Origin of the sequence: Xenorhabdus bovienii (assembly GCF_024721015.1) — a bacterium.
In the GTDB taxonomy this organism is placed as follows: domain Bacteria; phylum Pseudomonadota; class Gammaproteobacteria; order Enterobacterales; family Enterobacteriaceae; genus Xenorhabdus; species Xenorhabdus bovienii.
This window is the reverse complement of the sequence record NZ_JANAIF010000006.1, coordinates 26,762-43,810: the sequence shown is the minus strand read 5'-3', so window position 1 is coordinate 43,810 and position 17,049 is coordinate 26,762. Positions and strand designations below refer to the sequence as shown.

General features: G+C 42.1%; 8 protein-coding genes and 1 pseudogene. 7 read left to right on the top strand and 2 right to left on the bottom strand.

Features of this window, described 5'->3' with window-relative positions:
* Nucleotides 1-79: 79 nt before the first annotated feature.
* Nucleotides 80-991: a recombination-associated protein RdgC gene (gene rdgC, locus NXS07_RS03205; RefSeq protein ID WP_038205023.1), complete on the bottom strand. Its 912-nt coding sequence runs from the start codon at nucleotides 989-991 to the stop codon at nucleotides 80-82.
* A gap of 226 nt (nucleotides 992-1,217) precedes the next feature.
* On the opposite strand from rdgC, the gene mak reads away from it, so the two are divergent.
* The 7 genes and pseudogenes from mak to NXS07_RS03170 all read left to right on the top strand — a co-directional run bounded on the left by mak (nucleotide 1,218) and on the right by NXS07_RS03170 (nucleotide 13,158).
* Nucleotides 1,218-2,126, top strand: a complete 909-nt coding sequence (gene mak / locus NXS07_RS03200) for a fructokinase (RefSeq protein WP_038205020.1) — start codon at nucleotides 1,218-1,220, stop codon at nucleotides 2,124-2,126.
* A gap of 343 nt (nucleotides 2,127-2,469) precedes the next feature.
* On the top strand, nucleotides 2,470-4,422 hold the full coding sequence (locus NXS07_RS03195) for a bifunctional 2',3'-cyclic-nucleotide 2'-phosphodiesterase/3'-nucleotidase (protein WP_498063291.1): 1,953 nt from the start codon (nucleotides 2,470-2,472) through the stop codon (nucleotides 4,420-4,422).
* Between the two features lie 68 nt (nucleotides 4,423-4,490).
* Nucleotides 4,491-6,122, top strand: coding sequence for a bifunctional metallophosphatase/5'-nucleotidase (locus NXS07_RS03190; RefSeq protein ID WP_038205219.1), 1,632 nt, complete (start codon nucleotides 4,491-4,493; stop codon nucleotides 6,120-6,122).
* A gap of 273 nt (nucleotides 6,123-6,395) precedes the next feature.
* A complete protein-coding gene (locus tag NXS07_RS03185) occupies nucleotides 6,396-8,030 on the top strand; it encodes an ABC transporter substrate-binding protein (protein ID WP_258086154.1) in 1,635 nt (544 codons plus the stop codon).
* A 128-nt stretch (nucleotides 8,031-8,158) separates the two neighbouring features.
* Nucleotides 8,159-9,793 (top strand): ABC transporter substrate-binding protein, encoded by a 1,635-nt coding sequence (locus NXS07_RS03180; protein WP_258086153.1) that lies wholly within the window; start codon nucleotides 8,159-8,161, stop codon nucleotides 9,791-9,793.
* Between the two features lie 36 nt (nucleotides 9,794-9,829).
* Nucleotides 9,830-11,464 carry an ABC transporter substrate-binding protein gene (locus tag NXS07_RS03175; protein ID WP_258086152.1) on the top strand — a complete coding sequence of 545 codons (1,635 nt, stop codon included), beginning with the start codon at nucleotides 9,830-9,832 and terminating at the stop codon, nucleotides 11,462-11,464.
* A 72-nt stretch (nucleotides 11,465-11,536) separates the two neighbouring features.
* A pseudogene (locus NXS07_RS03170) lies at nucleotides 11,537-13,158 on the top strand (ABC transporter substrate-binding protein).
* Nucleotides 13,159-13,353: 195 nt separating this feature from the next.
* Here NXS07_RS03170 and NXS07_RS03165 read toward each other — a convergent pair.
* Nucleotides 13,354-17,040, bottom strand: a complete 3,687-nt coding sequence (locus NXS07_RS03165) for an AAA family ATPase (RefSeq protein ID WP_258086151.1) — start codon at nucleotides 17,038-17,040, stop codon at nucleotides 13,354-13,356.
* Nucleotides 17,041-17,049 lie beyond the last annotated feature (9 nt).

Below are 17,049 nucleotides of genomic sequence, written 5' to 3'. Positions count from 1 at the left end.
TTTAATCTCTGGCTGCATGATTATCATTTTGTTATTTCCCGTATTCACATAATCAGTGAATACGGGAAAACAGAAAAAATTACCTTTCTGCTTCACCGCCTAACGCATCAATGGTGTTTTTGATAAGCGCACTTAATTCGCCTGTCATTAAGATAAAATCCGCGTCGAATCGTTGAGCAACATCTTCACGGTCGATATCGTCATTTTGATCACGCAGTGTTTCGCTGAATTTGATGCGTTTGAAAGAACCATCATCTGACAGCATGAATTGGATACGTTCTTCCCAATCCAATGCCAGTTTAGTGACGAATTTGCCAGATTCAATATGTGTCGCAATTTCGTCAGACACCAATGCCTGTTTTTTACAGCGGATCACGCCACCTTCTTCCAGAATGGCTTTTAACTCAGCTTCATCCATCAAAGCATAACCGGCGGGCAAATCGCCTGAACGTACCCATTCGGTTAAGGTCAATTCAATAGGATCGGTGAATGTCAGGGGAACGACGGGCAGTGATCCCAGCGTTTTTCTCAGTAATGCCAGATTATCTTCAGCGCGCTTTGCACTGGCTGCGTCAACAATGATCAGATTGTTGACGGTATCTATCCAGATATACGTCTGATTGAAACGGCTGAACGCCCTTGGCAGCAGCGTGTGGATCACTTCATCTTTCAGTGAGTCTTTTTCTGTTTTTTTCAGTTTACGGTGCTGCTCACCTTCCAGACGGGCAATTTTGGCCTGTAGTTCCTGTTTTATCACCGGAGAAGGCAGCATTTTTTCTTCTTTGCGCGCACAGATGAGGATCTGATTACCTGTGGCATGAGTCAGTGCTTCACCGTGAGCGCCCATCGGAGGAACCCAGCCTGTCTTCATCATATCTTGACTACCGCATGGGGTGAACGCCAATGAGCTTAACTGTTTTTCCAGTTCATCCGCAGAAAGTGATATTTCTCGGTTTAAACGGTAAATCATTAAATTTTTGAACCATAACATGCAGCTACCCCATATTTTTGCGCATCGTGACAAAGAACATCTTAAAACGTAAGGGGGCATAATAACGAATCATGTGACGAAGCCCTAGAACTTCATCAATTTCAGAGCATAAAGAGTGGCTATAACGCTTGATTGTCAGTGCGGCTCAGGCAATGATTATGCAGTAACATAATTTAATCAGCTCTAAATAACGATAGAAAACAATAGAAATAGAAAAAGGTAAGCTATGCGTATAGGTATTGATCTCGGTGGAACCAAGATTGAAGTGATCGCCTTGGGCGATCAGGGTGAGGCATTGTTTCGCAAACGGGTGGATACGCCCCGCAACGATTATCAGCAAACACTGGCAGCGATTGCCGGGCTGATTGCCGATGCTGAACAGGTAACCGGCCAGCGGGGAACGGTGGGTATTGGCATCCCCGGAGCCATTTCTCCTTTTACCGGAAAAGTAAAAAATGCTAATTCAGTCTGGATGAACGGGCAGATCCTGGATAAGGATCTTTCTGCCTTGCTGGGGCGTGAAGTGCGGGTCGCCAACGATGCAAACTGTCTGGCAGTGTCGGAAGCGACAGATGGAGCCGCAGCGGGTAAGCCAATGGTGTTTGCAGTCATTATTGGTACGGGCTGTGGTTCAGGCATTGCCTTTAATGGCAGGGTACATGCGGGGGGAAATGGTCTGGCAGGGGAATGGGGACATAACCCGTTACCGTGGATGGACGAGGAAGATCGGGCATATCAAGAAGAAGTCCGTTGTTTCTGTGGTAAACCGGGTTGTACCGAAATGTTTGTGTCGGGAACGGGATTCATGACGGATTACTTCCGCTTAAGTGGAGTTCGTAAGAAAGGTCATGAAATCATGGAAGCGCTGGTACAGGGGGATGAGATAGCTGAATTGGCTATATGCCGTTATGAAAGACGTCTGGCACGGGCGTTGGCACAAGTCATTAATTTACTTGATCCTGATGTCATTGTGCTGGGAGGAGGCATGAGTAACGTCGATCGCCTTTACCAGACCTTACCCGGTTTAGTTCAAGAGTGGGTTTTTGGTGGGGAGTGCGCAACGCCGATCAAAAAAGCACTGCATGGTGACTCCAGTGGGGTACGAGGTGCCGCTTGGCTGTGGCCTCATAAATAACTACATACTCCGGTAATTAACACAGATAGCGGCATGAATTAAACATGTCGCTATCGATACCTTGGGTTGACGCTGCGCTGCAATTGAGGACTTCAAGATCGCGGTTACATGATTGGCACGGCTAAGAGTTTATTGGTTTCCAGCGAGGATATTTTACCTTTTGCCGTCGATTGGATTGAAGAGCATGGGCGTTCGTAGTCTCAGGTTCTTATGGAGTCTGCCTGATATTTTGACTTGGCCTTTTGCGCTATATTCCAGCGGCGCGTTTGTATTGCTAGACAAAATATTATGGAAAGAGCCCATTGACCGGCTCTTCCACATCATTCAATAGAGGGGGTACATGATGAAGAATATGTTGAAGATTTCAACATTGGCAATGCTGGTGGCATTCAATGTGAATGCTGCAACAGTCGATTTACGCGTTATGGAAACATCGGATATTCACAGCAATCTGATTGATTTCGATTACTTTAAAGATAAACCTACTGAGCAGTTTGGTTTGGTTCGTACCGCGAACTTAATCAAAGCAGCCAAAGCTGAAGCAACCAACGCGGTTCTGGTTGATAACGGTGACCTGATTCAAGGCAGTCCGCTGGCAGATTACATGGCGGCAAAAGGCCTTAAAAAAGGTGATGTCCATCCTGCCCACAAACTGATGAATACCATGGGCTATACCGTAGGTAACTTTGGTAACCACGAATTCAACTTTGGTCTGGATTACCTGAAACAGGCCATCGCAGGTGCCAAATTCCCTTATATTAATGCCAATATCATGGATGCCAAGACAGGCAAAAACTACTTTACGCCTTACATTATTGTTGATACCCCAGTCAAAGATCGTGAAGGCAAAGAACACACCATTAAGATCGGCTATATCGGCTTTGTGCCACCTCAAATCAGTATTTGGGATAAAGCAAATCTGGATGGCAAAGTGGTGGTCAACGATATCACCGAGACTGCGAAAAAATTCGTCCCTCAAATGAAAAAAGAAGGGGCAGACTTGGTTGTCGCCATCCCACATTCTGGCTTTTCCCAAGAGCCTTACAAAGCGATGGCGGAAAACTCTGTTTACTATTTGAGTGAAGTTTCCGGTATTAACGCCATCATGTTCGGTCATGCCCACGGTGTCTTCCCGAGTAAGGAATATGCTGGCATCAAGGGCGTCGATGTTGCCAATGGAACGGTCAATGGCATTCCTGCCGTAATGCCGGGTCAGTGGGGAGATCACTTGGGCGTTGTTGATCTGGTGATCAATAACGACAGCGGCGAATGGAAAACGGAATCAGCTAAGGCGGAAGCGCGCCCAATTTACGACAAAGCCCACAAAAAAGCGCGGGTTGAGCGGGATAACAAACTGGCTGCCATTATTGAGAAAGAGAATGAAGGAACCCGTAAGTTCGTTGGCAAACTTATCGGTAAAGCCTCTGCGAATATGTATAGCTATCTGGCTCTGATCCAGAGCGATCCGACCGTTCAGATCGTCAATGATGCCCAGATTGATTACACCAAGCGTTTCATTCAGGGAGATCCTGATCTGGCCGATCTGCCGGTATTAGCTGCCGCAGCGCCATTTAAAGTGGGTGGACGCAAAAATGCGCCGGCTGATTTTGTCGAAGTAGAAAAAGGGAATCAGACTTTCCGTAACGCTGCTGACCTGTATCTCTACCCGAATACTCTGGTGGTAGTGAAAGCGAGCGGCGCTGACGTCGTTCAATGGCTGGAATGTTCAGCGGGGATGTATAACCAGATTGATCCGAACTCTGCCAAACCGCAAAATTTACTGAACTGGGATGGCTTCCGTACTTATAACTTCGATACCATCAGCGGCGTTGATTATAAGATAGACCTGACTCAGCCTGCGAAATATGATACCGACTGCCAGCTGATCAACAAAGAGGCGAATCGAATCAAAGACGTGACCTATCAGGGTAAACCCATTGATCCGAAAGCGACCTTCTTGATTGCAACCAATAACTACCGTGGTTACGGCGGTAAATTTGCTGGCACGGGTGATAACCACATCGCCTTCGCTTCACCCGATGAAAATCGTACTATTCTGGCCTCCTACATTTCCCGAATCACCAAAGAGAAGGGCATAGTATCAACGCAGGCTGAAAACAACTGGTCATTCCTGCCGATCAAGACGGATAAAAAACTGGATGTGCGCTTTGAAACGTCTCCAACCGAGAAAGCCGCAATATTCATCAAATCGCACGCTCAATATCCTGTGAAATACCTGAAAAATGATGATGTTGGTTTTGCTGTCTATCAAATTGATCTGACAGAGAAGAAATAAACCCTGATCTGACTGGAGCCTGCCCTGTGGGGCAGGCTGATTGTTTCATTGATAAAGGATTTCTTATTATGCGTTTTTTTAAACTATTGCCTATCGTTCTGGCATTGACGGCGGCGGGATGTGCAACTAAACCCGCTGATGACACAGCAAATAGAGTCGATGTTCGAGTACTGGCCTTGAATGACTTTCATGGCGCCCTGAAAGCACCCGGCCCAAATCAGCCGGGGGGTATCGAACATATGGCAACACTACTGAAAGAACTGAAGCAAGAGAATCCGAATAATATCGTGGTTGCTGCGGGTGACATGATAGGCGCCAGCCCGCTGCTCTCTTCCATGTTCCATGATGAGCCGAGCATTGAAGCCCTGTCCCTTGCTGGGTTGGAAGCGACTTCCGTGGGTAACCATGAATTTGATAAGGGTAAGGATGAGTTGCTGCGTAAACAAAATGGCGGTTGCCACCCAGTAACCGGCTGTCAGGGGCCAACGCCATTCAAGGGCGCTGAATTCCAGTATTTGTCCGCTAACGTCACCGTCGATAAGACGGGCAAAACCCTATTCCCTGAATATGTGATCAAAGAATTTGACGGAATTCCTGTGGCCTTTATTGGCTTGACGCTGGAAGGCACGCCAGCCATCGTCACCCCGCAGGGCACAGAAGGGCTGAGTTTTGCCAATGAAGTCAAAACTATCAACGCGTTGGTGCCGGAATTACAGAAAAAAGGCGTGAAAGCGATTGGTGTTTTGATCCATGAAGGAGCGGCTCAAAAACGTGAAGGTGGCCGGATTGACGTTAACGCCTGTAATGACGTGACAGGCAAAGTGCTGGATATCGTCAATCATTTGGATAAAGAAGTGGATTTCGTCATCAGCGGTCATACTCATCAGGCGTATAACTGCGTGATTAATGGTAAATCCGTTACTTCTGCCGAATCCAATGGCGCGTTGATCACCAGATTGGATCTGAAATTGGATAAAACCACCAAAGATGTGGTTGATTTCAAGGCGAAAAACATCTGGGTTGATAATCGTAAATATGCCAAAGATCCGCAAATTACCAATTTGTTGGCTGCCTATGAAAAAATTGCCACTCCGCTGGCAAACCGCGTGATTGGCAAACTGGAAAGCAATTTGACTCAACAGACAACCCATGGTGGAGAATCCTCGTTGGGTAAAGTGATTGCTGACGCTCACTTATTTACCACCGCGCCAAAAAAGGCGGGCGGAGCGCAACTTGCGTTTGTGAATGGCGGTGGTATCCGCGCCCCGATGGACGCCGGCGATGTGACGTACAATGCAATTTATACCGTTCAGCCGTTCTCGAATATGCTGGTGACCAAAACATTGACTGGCGAGCAGATCAAACGTCTGCTGGAACAGCAGTGGGATCGTTCACGGCCACAAATTCTGGCGATATCTCACAGTTTTGAATACGCATGGGATAGCTCAAAACCCGTGGGAGAACGTGTCATGGTCAGCTCAATGAAAATCAATGGTAAGCCCGTTGACTTAAAAGCGAAATATCGCGTGGCGGCCAATGAATATCTGGCAACGGGAGGCAGTAATTTCTCTGTATTTAAAGAGGGAACCGATCCTGTTTACAGCGTCCCTGATATAGAGGCTGTCGTTAACTACTTCGCTAAAAAGTCTCCGATTATTTATCCAAAACAGGATCGCATCGTTGATATAAATAGAAAATAATGTGACCTCAGTAAGAGATAAAGAAAATTACTGTAGGTAAAACAGGCAAATCAAAGATACTGTAAGTATCGTGCTGATTCTGATAATTAAGAGCAACGCTACTTATCTGGCGTTGCTTTTTACGTTACGTGTAAGCAGCTCTGACGGAGTTTAGGTAAATTAAACAGGCGAATTACACGAAGGCATTAACTGTAATAGCCATGATCATTAAGGTAATAGTGATATATGTAATATTTATTAATAATAATCAAAATATCTATGGAGAATATCAATATGCAGAATTTTATGGTGAGCTTAATAAAAAATAAAATTGCTAAAGTATTAACCTGTATTGTGAGTCTTATACTAGGAAGTGTAACTTACTCTTATGCAGCCGTTATTCCTTCTGGTACACAATTGGCCGATAAACAAGAAATCACGCGTAATAATTTTTCAGAACCCGTCTCTTTAGACCCTCATAAATCCGACAGCAGCAGTGAATTTGATATTCTGCGTGATTTTTTTGAACGGATGGTGGCTATCGATAAAAAAGATAAAATTATTCCTGCCTTAGCTGAACGTTGGGAAACCAACGATAATAAAACGTGGGTTTTCCATTTAAGAAAAGGTGTTAAATGGTCAGATGGTTCACCCATCACTGCTCATGATGTGGTTTTCTCTTGGCGGCGAATGGTCACGCCTGACACTATTTCTCCTTATGGTAGCTATTTGGTTCAGGCAACTGTGGTAAATGCATATGATGTGTTATCGGGCAAGAAAAAACCCGAAGAACTCGGTGTGAAAGCACTGGATGATGCAACCATAGAAGTCACTTTGGGAAGGCCAAAAGCGGATTTATTACAAATGATGGCGCATCCGGTAATGTCTCCCATCAGTGAAAAGGTCGTCAAAAAATATGGTAATAAATGGACACAACCCGAATTTTTTGTCAGCAACGGGCCTTTTAAACTCTCTGAATGGATAGTGAATGAAAAAATTGTGGGCGTCAGAAATCCTTACTATTGGGATGATAAGCACACGGTGATTAACAAAGTCACTTATCTGCCATTGTCAGACTATAAAGCTGACCTCAATCGTTATATGGCAGGAGAGCTTGATATATCCAACGGTGGCCCATCGGATTTCTTTCCAACACTCAAAAAGAAGTTTGGCGATCAATTCCATATTTCGCCCATAATGAGTGTTTATTATTATCTTTTTAATACGCAAAAACCGCCATTTAATGATGTTCGGGTCAGGCAAGCACTGACTTTAGCGTTGGACAGAGCTATTATTACTGACAAGGTATTGGGGAATGGGCAAAAACCGGCTTTCGATGTGGTTTATCCAGGTAGCGGGGGAATTTATTTAAAACATCCTGATTATGCCTCATGGACACAAGTACAGCGTGTTGAAAAAGCCAAAGCGTTACTGAATGAAGCTGGTTTTAATGAAAATAACCCGCTCAAATTTACCTTGTTGTATAACACTTCAGATGGCCATAAAAAAATTGCCATTGCAGCCAGTTCGATGTGGAAAAAGAATCTCGGTGTTGAAGTTGTTTTACAAAATCAAGAAAGCAAATCACTGTACGATACCATGTCTCAAGGAAATTTTGAGGTTGTCAGATACGCATGGAATGCGGATTATAATAGTCCAACATCTTTTTTAGATATTTTTACTACAGGGAATACCAATAACATACCGAAATATAGTAATAAAGAATTTGATCAATGGGTATTAAAGGCGGATGAAACTAACAACAAAATATATTATCAGCGGGCACTTGATATCCTCACTCAAGATTCACCTGCCATTCCTGTTTATTATTATGTTCGCACTAAATTAGTAAAACCTTATGTTGGCGGGGTTCATATTAGCCCGTTAGGGGATATTCCAACAAAAGATCTGTATATTATTAAACACTAGGTTGTATCGAAAATAAGAGTCTGTTTAAACAAGATCTTATTACATGAATAGATTAATTTAATTCGTAATTACAACGAAATGGTAATGTGATGTAATAAAAAATAATGACAATAATGGAGATGGTAAAAATGAAAAATATCATAGCTAAGTTTATAAAAAATAAAACAACCAAAATACTCACCTGCTCTATAGCGATTATATTGGCAAATATCGCACAATCTCATGCAGCAGTAGTTCCGCCCGGAACCCAGTTAGCCGATAAACAGGAAATTGTGCGTAATAATGGTTCATTTCCTGCCTCTTTGGATGTGCATAAAGTTGAAAGTAATGTTGAGTTGAATATTATCCATGATTTTTTTGATGGTTTGGTTTACACCGATAGCACAGGCAATATTGTGCCCAGATTAGCGGAAAGCTGGGAAACGAAGGATAACCAGATTTGGATCTTCCATATCAGAAAAGGCAGCAAATGGTCTGATGGTTCACCGATTACGGCTCACGATGTGGTTTTTAGCTGGCAACGCTTACTTGATCCAGAGATAGGATCTCCTTATAGCAGTTACCTCGGCTCCGCTTTTGTGGTCAATGCAAACGATATACTGTCAGGCAAGAAGAAAAAACAAGAACTGGGTGTAAAAGCGACGGATGATTTAACCTTGGAAGTCAAATTAGAGAAGCCTGTCGCTTATTTATTGCAGATGTTGACCCACCCGATTTTGGTGCCTATCAGTGAAAAAGCCGTTAAAAAATATGGTGATAAATGGATGCAGCCAGACGTTTTTGTTTCTAGTGGCGCTTTTAAACTGTCTGAATGGAAAGTGAATGAAAACGTGGTTGGTGTCAGAAACCCTCAGTACTGGGATGATAAGAACACCGTAATCAATAAAGTAACTTATCTTTCTCTTGTATCAGAAAAAGCAGATTTAAACCGCTATCTCGCAGACGAAATTGATATCACCCAGTCTATTGCATTGGATTCTTTTGCGTCATTAAAGAAAAAATTGGGCGATCAGGTTCATATTGCTCCCATGTTGAGTACTTACTATTACGTCTTCAATACTAAAAAACCGCCATTTGATGATGTTAGGGTGAGGCAGGCATTAAGTTTAGCCGTAGATAGAGACGTTATTGCTAATAAAGTATTGGGACAGGGTCAACGACCTGCCTATGATATTATTCCGCCAAATACGGGGGGATTCAATTTAATACCACCTGAAGCTGCCTCTTGGACACAAGAACAACGTATTAAAAAAGCCAGAGAGTTATTGAATGAAGCGGGCTTTAATCAAGATAATCCACTGCAATTTAACCTGCTTTATAATACAAGAGAAGCGCATAAGAAAATTGCTATAGCCGTTACTTCAATGTGGAAAAAACATCTTGGTGTTCAAGCCAACTTGCAAAATCAAGAATGGAAGGTGATGTTGGATAATATGCATCAAAACAAGTTTGATGTTGTCAGATACGCATGGACTGCGGATTATAATAGCCCTATGTCTTTCTTGGATACGTTCATCACAGGAAGTAGTCATAACATACCCTTATATGAAAATAGCGATTTTGATCAGATGGTGATTAAAGCAGGTGAAACCAATGATATAATCTATTATCAAAAAGCTATGAATATTTTCACCAATGATATGCCAATTATTCCTATCTACTATTACGTTAGTAATAAATTGGTAAAACCGTATGTCGGTGGGCTTTACATTAATCCAATGGATTATATTTCCACAAAAGATCTGTATATTATTAAACATTAGATAAAAGATATTATAAATATAATTATGGAGAATAATATGAAAATAAATAAAATAGAGTTAATGACGAAAAAAATAATTAAATCATTATCCTGCTCCATCGCTATTATTATGGGAAATATGACTTTGTCCTATGCTGCGATTATCCCACTGGGTACGCAACTGGCCGATAAACAGGAAATTGTGCGTAATAACGGTTCAGAACCCGCATCTCTGGATGTACATAAAGTCGAAAGCGATACTGAATTTAATATTATTCATGATTTTTTTGATGGTTTGGTTTACACCGATAATAAAGGTGACATCATACCAAAATTGGCGACAAGTTGGGAGACGGAAAATAATCAAACTTGGATTTTTCATTTAAGAAAAGGCGCTAAATGGTCTGATGGTTCACCCATTACTGCTCATGATGTGGTATTTAGCTGGCAGCGCCTGCTTAATCCTCAAATGGGTTCTCCTTATGGCAGTTATCTGGTTAATGCCACTGTCGTTAACGCGAATGATATACTTACAGGTAAGAAGCAAGCGGAAGATTTGGGTATAAAAGCGCTGGATGATTTTACGCTGGAAGTGAAGTTAGACAGGCCAGTAGGAGACTTTTTACAGATGCTGGCTCACCCGATTATGGTGATTGTTAGTGAAAAAACAATTAAAAAATATGGCGATAAATGGACAAAACCTGAGTATTTTGTCGGTAGCGGGCCATTTAAATTGTCAGAATGGATCGTTAATGAAAAAGTTATCGGTGTCAGGAATCCTCAATATTGGGATGATAAAAACACAGTTATTAATAAAGTGACTTATCTTCCTCTCTCTTCAGATAAAGCAGATCTAAACCGTTATTTGGCAGGAGAAATTGATATCACTCTGACTATTCCATTGGAATCCTTCCCATCATTAAAGAAAAACTCAGGTGAACAAATTTATATTTCTCCAAGGCTGGGCGTCTATTATTATGAATTTAATACACAAAAGCCCCCCTTCAATGATGTTAGAGTCAGGCAGGCACTGAGTCTGGCCGTGGATCGGGACATTATCGCCAATAAAGTCTTGGGACAAGGCCAAAGACCTGCTTATACACTCCTTCCACCGAAAACCGGTGGCTTTGATTTCCAACAGCCTGATTATGCATCCTGGACACAAAAACAGCGGATTGAAAAAGCCAAATCATTGTTGAATGAAGCCGGATTTAATCAAAATAATCCGCTCAGATTTAACTTACTTTATAACACTTCAGAAGCGCATAAGAAAATTGCCATTGCGGTCAGCTCTATGTGGAAAAAGAATCTTGGTGTCGATGCAGTATTGCAGAATCAAGAATGGAAAGTTATGTTGGATAATAAATATCAAGGGAAGTTTGATGTTGCCAGATATGGATGGATTGGCGATTACAACAGCCCGATGAGTTTTTTAAATATTTTTATGTCTGATAGCACGCAAAATTCATCAAAATATTCTAATCAAAATTTCGACAAACTGGTTTTAAAAGCAGGGGAGACGAATAAAAAAGATTATTATCAACAGGCTGTAGATATTTTCACTGACGACTCGCCAGTTATTACTGTTTATTACTATGTCAATGCGAAAATGGTAAAACCTTATTTGGGTGGAGTTTATATTGATCCAAGAGGTTATGTCTCGACAAAAGACCTTTATATCATTAAGTATTAAATGATAGTAAATATTTTGCCACGAAGGATTTAAGATAAATGTAAAAATAAATACGATTATGGAGAATAAAATATGAATAAAATCACAATAAATAAAAAGATAAAAATACTTTCTTGTGCTATTGCGATGATGTTGGGAAATATTGCATTGTCCCATGCTGCGGTTGTTCCTGATGGTATAAAATTGGCCTCTAAGCAGGAGGTTGTGCGTAACCATGCTTCAGAACCTGCTTCATTAGATGTACACAAAGTTTCAAGTAATGTTGAATTCAATATCATTCATGATTTTTTTGATGGGTTAGTTTATACCGACAGAAAAGGTAATATAGAGCCGAAATTGGCAGAGCGTTGGGAAACCCGTGATAACAAAATATGGGTTTTCCATCTTAGGAAAGATATTAAATGGTCAGATGGCACACCAATCACTGCTAATGATATCGTGTTTAGTTGGCGGCGCCTGGTTGATCCCGATATTGTTTCTCCTTACGGTAGTTATCTTGAGAATGCGGCTATTGTAAATGCAAATGATGTGCTCAGAGGCAAGAAGAAAGGTGAGGAGCTTGGAGTAAAAGCATTGGATGATATGACGTTAGAAGTCAGTCTGGATAAACCGATGGGGGATTTTTTACAGATATTGACCCATCCTGTTATGGTTCCGCTCAATGAAAAAGTGATTAAAAAATATGGCAATAAATGGACAAGGCCGGAATCTTTTGTCGGTAGCGGGCCATTTAAATTGTCTGAATGGATGGTAAATGAAAAAATCATCGGTATCAGAAATTCCCATTATTGGGATGATAAAAATACGGTGATTAATAAAGTGACTTATCTTGTTATAGGTTCAGAAAAAGCTGCTTTGAATCGCTATTTAGCAGGAGAAGTTGATTTTACCGAAACTATTCCATTGGATTCTTTTGAATCACTCAAGAAAACAATCAACGATCAAATCTATATATCTCCTCAAACAGGCGTTTATTTTTACGAAATTAATAATAAAAAACCACCGTTTGATAATATGAAGGTGAGGCAGGCACTGAATTTAGCTGTAGATAGAGAAGTGATTGCTAATAAGATATTGGGTCAGGGGCAGAAGCCGGCTTATACGGTTGTTCCTCTCAATGTTGGAGGGTTTAAATTTACAGAACCTGATTATGCTTCATGGACTCAGGCTCAGCGAATTGAAAAAGCTAAAACATTATTGAATGATGCAGGATTTAATCAGAATAATCCGCTCAGATTTAACTTACTTTATAACACCTCAGAAGCGCATAAGAAAATTGCCATTGCGGTTAGCTCCATGTGGAAAAAAACCTCGGTGTTGATGCGACTTTGCAGAATCAAGAATGGAAAGTAATGCTTGATAATATGCATCAAGGTAAATTCGATGTTATCAGAAGAGCATGGATTGCCGATTATAATAGCCCTATGACATTTTTAAGTATGTTTATGTCAGGGCAAATTAAAAATACTTCACTATATGAAAATAATAATTACGATGCTTTAATAAAAAAAGCAGGAGAGACTAATGATAAATCGTATTATCAACAAGGATTAGATGTCATCACCACAGATTCACCTGTTATTCCTATTTATTATTATGTTAATGCAAAAATGGTAAAGCCTTATGTTGGTGGGTTTTATGTCAATCCCATGGGGTATATTTCGACAAAAGATCTTTATATTATCCAGCACTAAGCTAATTGGAACTTAAGAGCCTGTTCAGTCAGGCTCTTTCATCTTTCATACTTCAAGTTGCAGCTTTGCTGGCCGTGCTTATTTTTTCCAATCACATCGTTATCTATGCTTTTGGGAATTTATACACTCACCATCGCGCTGCAACTCGAAATCCATTGGGTATGGATGATTCACCAAGCCTTAAACGATTAGCGTTTAAACCCGAAATTCTGATGCCAGTCTACTGACCCCCAAGCCATTCACTTTTTCCACTTTGATCTGAACAGGAATGCGTTCTTTCATTGCTTCAACATGGCTGATGACCCCAATTGTTTTTCCTGACGCATTCAAGTGATCCAAAGCATCCAGAGCGATATCAAGGGTTTCCGGATCAAGAGTACCAAAGCCTTCATCAAGGAATAGGGATTCTATCTGGGTCTTGTTACTCACGAGATCAGACAGCGCCAGTGCGAGTGCCAGGCTGACGAGGAAGCTTTCGCCACCAGAGAGGGTTTTGGTATCCCGGACGGCATCTGCTTGCCAGGTATCGATGATTTGCAATTCCAGCCCACCCTCATCTTTACGTTGCAAATCGTAGCGCCCATGTAATTTTTCCAGTCGAATATTCGCCAGATGGATTAAATGATCCAGAGTTAATCCTTGAGCAAAGCGGCGGAATTTAGCACCGTCTGCGGAACCAATCAGGTTATTGAGGTAACTCCAGTCATCGTAGTTTTGTTGTAAGTGGGAAATTTGTGCCAGGAGTGTTTGTTGCTTCTGCCGACGCATAGCATCACTGTTCAGTATGGTTTTGACTTCACCTTGTTGCTGATTGTTATGTTTCAATTTTTCGTTAACGTCAGCCAATACCGTGGAGACTTGCGTCGGTTCATATTGTTCAAGTAATTGGGGCTGTGTTTCAGTGTGTCGCTGTAAGGCGGTTTCTGATTCATGGTGCCGTGTTTTGGCTTGCAAATGATGCTGTGTAAGCTGCTCTTGCAATTGTTGCAGCTTTTTCCGTTGTTCAGGTTCCAGCAGGACCTGTTCAAAGGCAGATTGATCGGCAAATCCCTGTTGTTCCAATCCGCTTTGGAAAGCGCTGGCGGCAAGTTTGCATTGTGTTTCGGCGGTATTGCTGTTTCTTTCAATTTCACTAGCTGCACCAGTGAGTTGGTTCATCACGTTTTGTCGCTGTTGCAGGTGTGAAGTAGCCTGTTTGCAAGCGATGTCCAGCTCATTAGTTTTTTGCTGTAATGTCTGACGAACGTTGCTAACGGATTGTTCCCCAAATAAATGATGACGTTCCTGAGTTGTTTGTTCCAGTAACTGTTTTTGCTGCTGCTGTTTTTCGTTCAGGGCATGAAGGCGGATCGTCAGCTTAGTTTTTTGCTTCTCTAATTCATTCGATTGACTTTGCAGGGCAGCCTGTTCTTGCTGTAACTGTTGCCATCTTTCGCGTGAATCATGGTAGGTTTTTAACTCAGTTTCGCGTTGTTGCAGCCAGATTGTGACTTCTTGCAGAGAGGGCAGAGCAAAAGGCGTATGTTGTAAATCGCTGACTAATAGCTCTGTCGTGGCTGTGTATTCAGTTTTTGCCTGTCGAAGCTCTGCTGTGTTTTCTGCCAGTTGTTTTTGGTGTGAATCTAATTTGACCTTTTCCAGCTCAATAGTTTGTTCAGATGCTTTGTGCTGTTCACGATTGGCCGACAGCGCTTTTTCCGCCGCTTGATGTGCTTTTTCTGCTTGTAATAATGCTTCGTATTGCCTTTGATGCTGCTGAGCGGCAGATTGCCGTTGACCAATGAAATTGTTCACGGGTTCTGTTTCCATTGGTAATTCAGCGGCTTGTAACTGTTGGCAGTGGTGCTTCCACTGTTGCGTTGTTTCTGTCAGTTTCTCGGTTAATTGAGCCGTATTTTGCTGTAATTGTTGATTATTTTGCTGTTGAATCTGCTGTTTCTGCTGTAGGGCAGAACGGTTTGTTTGTAGCTGCTCTATTTGATGACGTAGAGATTTTAAGCGTTCTTCTGATTGTGACAGGGCAATGTTCTGGTATTCAGCGACTAAAGGGTGTTGTGTGGAACCGCACAGTGGGCAGGCTTCGCCTTCTTTTAACTGTGAACGCTCCTGTTCCAGGCTGGTGATTCGCTGTTCCAAACGAATTCGATCAGCAAGATCTTCATAATGCTGCTGTTTCTCCGTTAGCTGTTGATCTAGTGCGCTGATCTGCATCGGCAAGGGTTCCAGTAATGCCTGATACTGTGCTGACTGGGTTTGATTGATTGAGATTGTGGTCTGTAATTGCCGGATCTGAGGCAATAATATCTCAAGTTGATTCTGTGATTTCAGTTGTTGCTGATAGTCTGATAACTGTTTTTGCAATTGTTCCGGTGGATGACTTTTCTGCAAATCAGTCAGTTGTTTTTCGGTAAGTATCAGATTGTCGTGCAGTGGCTGGTTTTGCTCTGTCTGTTTGGCTAACTCTGTATTTAATGTATTCAAGTGATGGGTTATACGAGCCAATTCAGTGCTAATCTGCTGTGTTTTTTGTGTAAATTTGGCTATCTGTATTTGCTTCTCTTTCTGACGTGAAAATAGCTGTTTCCACTCAGGGAGTTTGTTGTCTAAATTACGGCAATAAGGGTGCTGATCGTAGTATGTTTCCAGCGTTTTTTGTTCATTATGCAGCGTATCTTTGCGATTTTGTGCTACTTGGTATTGGGTGGAAATTTCTGTCAGCTCACGGTTTTGCCTGGTTATTTCCTTCTCTAGGGTAAGCAGATCTTTTGATTGAGTATCAATCTTGTGATCGAGTGGCATAATCTGCTCTGTGATGAGTTTTTCCTGTTGGATTTGCTTCTGCTGGTGTTCTCCCTGCGTTTTTTCCAAATCTGTAAGCTGTTGTTGAACTGGCTGTAACAAAGAAAGTTGTTGCTGGCGATCATGTTCTATTTTTATACGCTGTTCAGTAACTCGTTGTTTTTCGCTAAAGGCTCGGTTTTGCGCATCCCATAGTGAACGGATTTTTTCTGCGGGTTCGCTGGCGGCAAGTTGTTGTAATTGAGGTTGAGCGTCTTGTATGGTTCGCTCAGTCTGTTGCAAAAGTGCAGTGCTGCTGGTTATTGATTGTTGTAACTCATCTTGCCGGATAAGCCACTGTTCGGCAGATTGAAAAGCCTTAATCTGTTGGCTGAGTTGAGTTTCTGCCGCAATAAGTTGCTGCTGTTCGTTCTGGTATTTTTCTATTTGCTCTGGGGTTAATAACTCAATGCCGGAAGCAGTGGCCTGCTGAATATTCAGTTCAGATTGGGCTTGTTTATGACGTTGATAAATTTCCTGAGACAGAATGCCGTAAATTTCTGTACCCGTTAGTTCTTCCAGCAAATCAGCCCGATCTTTATCATCTGCATTTAAAAATGCGGCAAAATCACCCTGTGACAGTAGGATGGATTTGGTAAAACGTTCGAAATCAAGTCCGGTTATTTCAGTGATTTTTTCTTTTTTACCCTTCACTTTATCAGCCAGAATCTTACCATCCGCTTTAAGCGCCAATTCAACTTTTGGATCTTGTAGTTTGCCTTCAGCCTGATTGCGGGCACGGTGCTGGCTCCAGAATGCACGGTAGGCTATGCCTTTGACTTCAAATTCCACTTCAGCCAGACATTCAGCGGTATGGCGGGTCATTAATTCATTCTGGGTGGCAGAAATAGAGTTGTTTCTGAACCGTGGTGTTTCGTGGTAAAGGGCAAGGCAGATGGCATCCAGCAAGGTGGTTTTTCCTGCTCCTGTTGGGCCTGTGATGGCGAATAACCCATTGCTGGCAAAAGGCTCTGCCGTAAAATCAATTTTCCATTCACCTTGCAGAGAGTTGATATTTTTCAGCCGTAAGCTAAGAATTTTCATGGGCGCGAA